At 49.8% G+C, this 5,298-nt stretch carries 6 protein-coding genes; 2 read left to right on the forward strand and 4 right to left on the reverse strand.

Annotated elements, in window-relative coordinates; translation table 11 throughout:
* Positions 1-106 precede the first annotated feature (106 nt).
* From JKK62_RS14400 to JKK62_RS14410, 3 genes are all read right to left on the reverse strand, one after another.
* Positions 107-1,699, reverse strand: a complete 1,593-nt coding sequence (locus tag JKK62_RS14400; protein ID WP_201428512.1) for a hypothetical protein — start codon at positions 1,697-1,699, stop codon at positions 107-109.
* 5 nt (positions 1,700-1,704) lie between these two features.
* Entirely contained in the window at positions 1,705-2,001 is a 297-nt protein-coding gene (locus tag JKK62_RS14405) for a helix-turn-helix domain-containing protein (RefSeq protein WP_201428513.1), read from the reverse strand.
* 380 nt (positions 2,002-2,381) lie between these two features.
* Complete coding sequence (locus tag JKK62_RS14410) at positions 2,382-2,579, reverse strand: hypothetical protein (RefSeq protein WP_201428514.1); 198 nt, start codon at positions 2,577-2,579, stop codon at positions 2,382-2,384.
* A gap of 137 nt (positions 2,580-2,716) precedes the next feature.
* Here JKK62_RS14410 and JKK62_RS14415 point away from each other — a divergent pair, with 137 nt between their 5' ends.
* On the forward strand, positions 2,717-3,598 hold the full coding sequence (locus JKK62_RS14415; protein WP_201428515.1) for a helix-turn-helix transcriptional regulator: 882 nt from the start codon (positions 2,717-2,719) through the stop codon (positions 3,596-3,598).
* Positions 3,558-4,967 (forward strand): tyrosine-type recombinase/integrase, encoded by a 1,410-nt coding sequence (locus JKK62_RS14420; RefSeq protein ID WP_366503356.1) that lies wholly within the window; start codon positions 3,558-3,560, stop codon positions 4,965-4,967. Before JKK62_RS14415 ends, JKK62_RS14420 begins: the two co-directional genes overlap by 41 nt.
* 71 nt (positions 4,968-5,038) lie before the next feature.
* Here JKK62_RS14420 and JKK62_RS17375 read toward each other — a convergent pair.
* Positions 5,039-5,298, reverse strand: a 260-nt coding sequence (locus JKK62_RS17375) for a hypothetical protein (RefSeq protein ID WP_207752204.1), incomplete at its 5' end; no start/stop codon positions are given.

Here is a 5,298-nt window from a genome sequence, read left to right on the forward strand (position 1 = left end):
GACTATCATCGGCAAATATGCTACTCAACGTCGCCGCTCCTACGCTCTCAACGGGGGAACTTTCTTGTTTGACTCTTTTTGTTCGAGCCTGTTGTGTCAACTATTATTATACAAGATCAAACATACGCGCGTTCGTCAGAGCACTCTCGCTCAGATCGTCGTCGATGAACAGCAGCTTGCCCTCGACATTTGCCACGCCGAACGCTTTTTGCAGTGTGCTGATACTCTCGTTGTAGCAGTTGTCCTCGCCGATAACGCCGTTGAGGATCGCACCCAGCACGCTCTTGCCCTCGCCGCCTTCGCCTATGATGATCAGCGCCTTTTGCAGAATCGTTGTCGGAATAAGGCAATAACCGCAGTATTGCTGTATGGTGATTTGGTCATCGCCCTGGTACACGTCTTGCAGATAGCGCAGGAACCGCTCCGGCTTTGGCGCGTTGGGATCATACTTCACCGGAAAGCGGTTCAGGCAGAAGTCCTTTTCTTCGCTGAACACCGTGAACAGCCCGTCCTTATCTTTCGATAAGGTGCCGTTTTGAAAGTGCAGGTGTCCGGTGTCCGGCTTCGGCGGCTCCGTGTAGCAGAGCGCTTTAATGCTGCGCAGCAGCTTTTCCGCCTTGTCGCCGTGGTTCGTCTTGACGTAGGGCAGGATATCGCGGATGATCAGCTGCCGCGCCTTGCCGTCCTCGATCGCGCCGTCTACCGAATAGAGCTTGTTGTTGATACAGCGAACCTGTTTCTGTGCGATGAATTCCGTGACATACATCTGCTCGTTTAGTTTCCGGCTGTCGCCGCTGCCGCTTGTCCATACCGGATGGGTCGGCGCTTCTTTTGCCGGAGCCGTTGGCACATATTCCGCCGTCCGATCTGTCAAGGCTTCCAGACGCAGCAAGACGGTTTCGGCGATCGTTTTGCCGCTGTCGGGCGTTTCGCTCTCGTAAACGTCGGTGATATCGCCCTTTGTCGGTAGTTCCTTCCATTCCTCGGTCAGATCGAGCACCTTGACGGACTGCGCAACCGGCAGGAGCTGCCCGGCGACGTACCGCGCAAAGGCTTGTCCTGCTTCGTCGTTATCGGGTATCACCGCAACGTCTGCGCCGGTGAACAGAGCGTTATAGGCGCTGTCCCATTTCTTTGCAGGATTCTTCGCCGTCGCCGCGCCGTGCGGCGAACAGATTGCAGGCAAGCGCAGTTTTTTGGTGAGCGTGTCAACGTCTTTTTCGCCCTCGGCAAGATAGAGCACCTTGCCGTGCTGCTTTGCCCATTCAATGTTGTTTTGCTTGTAAAGCGGCGGTGATATACTCCGTCCGTTCTCCTTGGGTAAGCCCTTTACCCATTCTGCGCCGCGCTTGTGATACCAGCAAAAGCACTTTTTGTAGGCTTGCTTTTTGTCGTTCCAAACGTAGTACCGCGATTTTTTCAGGCTGTCGGTGTAGCAGTAGTCCACGCCCGGCGGTTTTTCGCCGCGCTCAGACCGCCGCTGTTCGGCAAACAGTTCCTTTACGGGAAGCCCCAGCGTTTCCATCACGCGCCTGCCGTCCGCTTCACAGACAGGACATGCCATCAGGATCTTGCCGTCCTTTTCCAAAATATCAAGGCTCGGCTCGTGGTCGTTATGGCACGGACAAAGCGCTTTGTAATGCCGGTCGCCGAGCCGTTTTACGCCCTGAAAATAGGGGAGAAGTTCTTCGATGTGCAAGCGGCTCACCGTCCTGCCGCTACGGGACGAATGCCGCCAAAGCTGTACACCTTCGCTTTCGGCTGGAATTTTTCCGCAGTTGGATCTGTCAGGTACTCGATCAGCACGTCGAGGTTGATCAAAACCTTGTTGCCGGCTTTCAGCTCCGGCAGAATGCCGTCCTTTATCAGCTGACGGAGATAATTCTCCGTTATCGCTGTGCCGGGGCAATCCTCTTTGATTTTATGTACCGCGTCCTTAACGGTCAAAACAACGGGTATTTTGCGTGTAGCGGCGAGCTCTGCCGCTGTGTTAGTCATCATAACTGATACTCCTTTCTCCGCGTGCCGCGGCTGTCAGTGCGCCTTTTGATAGTATGTACTGTCATAAGACCATCGGCTAACGGCGCGCTATAACGTGGGATTTTATTGTAAAATATCGGGAGCAAGTCGCAGTTAGAACGATATGCCCCTCACTATACCCTGAAAATTCGCGAAAAATTGCATACAACTATGCAACTTTCGGGAAAATTTCTCGGGAAAAATTGTTTTGGGCTTTATAAATCCCGCAAAATGTGTTAGAATATCAGCAGGACTATAAAACGTGAGTTTGGTTTTTGGTCTCAGCCGTTCAGAGTGTTCCCGCACTTTGAGCGGCGCTTTTTGTTTTATGCGATCCTTTCATCATGTGCGCCTTTTCTGCGCTATACAGCGGCATTCATTTTCTTCTTTGCCGCTGCGATTTCGTCGATAACGGCGAGGATCCGCTGCTTTTCGTTGGTAGGAAGCTCCCGACGGAGCTTGCGGGTGATTGTTGGCTCACTTATGCCTAATCTGTCTGCAATTTCCCATAGCCGTACACCGTTTTTTCGTGCCTTTGTTCTTAATTCCAGATTGTTCATAATTTCAACCCCTTTGTGAATTTATTGTTGACAAATCATCATCAATAGATTATCATAGATGATGATGATATTATCTACATTTGATTATAACGTGGAAATATTGATATGTCAAGAAAAATTCCTTATTTTCTATAAATGTGGAAAAAACACTACACGTGGACATGGGGTTGAAAAAAATGCAAATTAAAGACACAATCAAAAAACTTAGAACGGACTATAAGTACACACAAGTTGATTTGGCTGAAAAACTAAATTGTAATAGACAGAAAATTGCCGATTGGGAACGCGGGAAGTCAACTCCATCTACAGACGACTTAATACTTCTTGCACGGATTTTCGATACAACAACAGACTATCTTCTTGGAATATCATATGTAAAAACAGTTAACCCTGAAATAAATAGCATTAATTATGCGTTAGGGCTCTCAGAACAATCTATTGAAAAGCTAAACTATTTGCAAAAAAGAGCAGTTGGAAAAGAAGAAGCTGAAGAACTTTCCGAAACAATAAAAATTGGCGGACATGATGTTGAGGCTTTGCCTTTAGAGTGGTTTGAAGTTTTGACAAAGTTGGATGCGAAAAACGCTACAGAGGAAGAAATACAAAGCGCGAAAGAAAGAGTAAAGCAGGATACGATTGAGTATATTATCGAAAAAGACACATATGAACCAGCACTTGTTTTGGAAGTGCTAAATGATCTTATCCAGAAAGATGATTTTGAAAGCTTTATGCTCGCTTTGTATGTGTATTTGTACTCAGATACAAGCGAACTAAAAACATCAATTGCTGGGGTAATGGTGCCACAGCAGAAAAAACTACCGAGCGATAAAAGAGAACTTCATGTTGAAATAACAAGAGACCTGTTTATTGAATCGTACCTATTAAAAATTAATGATTATCTTAGAAAGTGGAGAAAAAAAGGTAGAATTAAGCTTGCTTATTTGACTGCTTGCGAAGATTATAGTTATTTTGAAGAATGTGGAGGTGATCAAGATAGCAACCATCGAAAAGAGGAATAATTCCTACCGCTTCATTGTGTCCTGTGGTTACGACATGACCGGCAAGCAGATCCGCAAAACCATGACATGGAAGCCGGAGCCGAACATGACCGCCAAGCAGATAGAAAAGGAGGTACAGCGGCAGGCTACGCTCTTTGAGGAACGCTGCCTAAAGGGTCAGGTGCTCGATGAAAACATCCGCTTTGCCGAGTTCGCCGAGATATGGATGAAAGACCGCAAAAACGATTTGCGGCCGCGCACCTACGCCCGGTATGAGAGCCTGCTGCCGCGGATAAACGCCGCGATCGGTCACATCAAGCTCTGCAAGATACAGCCGCCGCATTTGCGCGCGTTCTATGCCAATCTTGCCGAGAGCGGCGTCCGGCTCGACACCAAATACACCTGCAACATCAGCATGGACGATTATCTGCGCGAAAATGAGCTGACCACCGCCGCGCTGTGCCGGCGTTCGGGACTCTCCAACACGACGATGATCTCCATTCGCAAGGGTAACAATGTCAATCAACAGAACGCCGAAAAGCTCGCCGCTGCGCTCGAAATGCCGCTGTCGGAGCTGTTTACGCCCGTCGGTGAAGGTCACAAGACGCTCTCAGGCAAGACGATACAGCATTATCACCGCCTGATTTCGGTGATCCTGCATACCGCCGTTGAGTGGGGCGTGCTGTTCTCAAACCCCTGCGACCGCACGAAAACGCCGAAAGCAGAGGAAAAAGAAGCCAAATATATCGACGAGGTGCAGGCGGACGCGTTGATCAGCGCGATCGAGACCGCCGATGAGCTGCACCGCACCATTGTGCGCCTGCTGCTGTTCACGGGAATGCGGCGCGGCGAAGCCCTCGGCTTGAAGTGGTCGGATATTGATTTCAAAAAGGGAACGCTGAAAATCTGCCGCACGATACAGTTTCTTCCGAAGCGCGGTATCTTTGAAGACAAGCCGAAGAACAAGAGCTCCGAGCGCGTGATCAGACTGCCGCAGACAACGCTTGACGATTTGCGCGCGCACCAAGTCGCTCAGACGGAGCAGCGTCTATCGCTTGGGTCCTACTGGAAGGGAACAGAGGACTATGTTTTCACGAACCCCGAAGGCAAGCCGCTCAAGCCCGACAGCGTGTCGAGCTGGTTTTCCAAGTTTATGAAGCAGCACCCGGAGATCCCTTTCATCACGCTGCACTCGCTCAGACATACCAACGCCACGTTGCAGCTCGCCGCCGGCGTGCCGATCACCACGGTATCCAAGCGGTTAGGACACTCCAACACCGCCACGACCGGCAGGGTATACGCCCACGCGATCCAATCCGCCGACGATCTCGCCGCCGAAAAGCTCGACGATTTATTCATCCAACAGAGAAAGAAATCCGCTGCAAGCTGATATAAAAAGACCGCTGCCATCACGACAGCGGTTTTTTCATGGGTTTTATTCAGAAGTCGACAGCGGCAAAGTCAAAAAAAGCAAGCGGACGGCACTAAGTGAATCAGCCGAAATCCCGCCGCAAATCTCAATAACTCTCTGTATAACCCGATACCCATAAACACCAAATAAACCCCAAACCGAGGATTTTTGACCCATTCGCCAAGCATCAGAACAGCATGGAACAAAAAGAAAAGCCTTAAAAACGGCTTAGATAAGCCATTCTTAAGACCATCGGTTTGGCAGGGGCAGAAGGACTTGAACCCTCGGCACGCGGTTTTGGAGACCGCTG

Source organism: Ruminococcus difficilis, assembly GCF_016680995.1.

Bases quoted from the DNA above. Each gene is read 5' to 3' on its own strand.
- JKK62_RS14410 (WP_201428514.1), bottom strand. From the start codon at position 2,579: ATGAACAATCTGGAATTAAGAACAAAGGCACGAAAAAACGGTGTACGG.
- JKK62_RS14405 (WP_201428513.1), bottom strand. From the start codon at position 2,001: ATGATGACTAACACAGCGGCAGAGCTCGCCGCTACACGCAAAATACCC.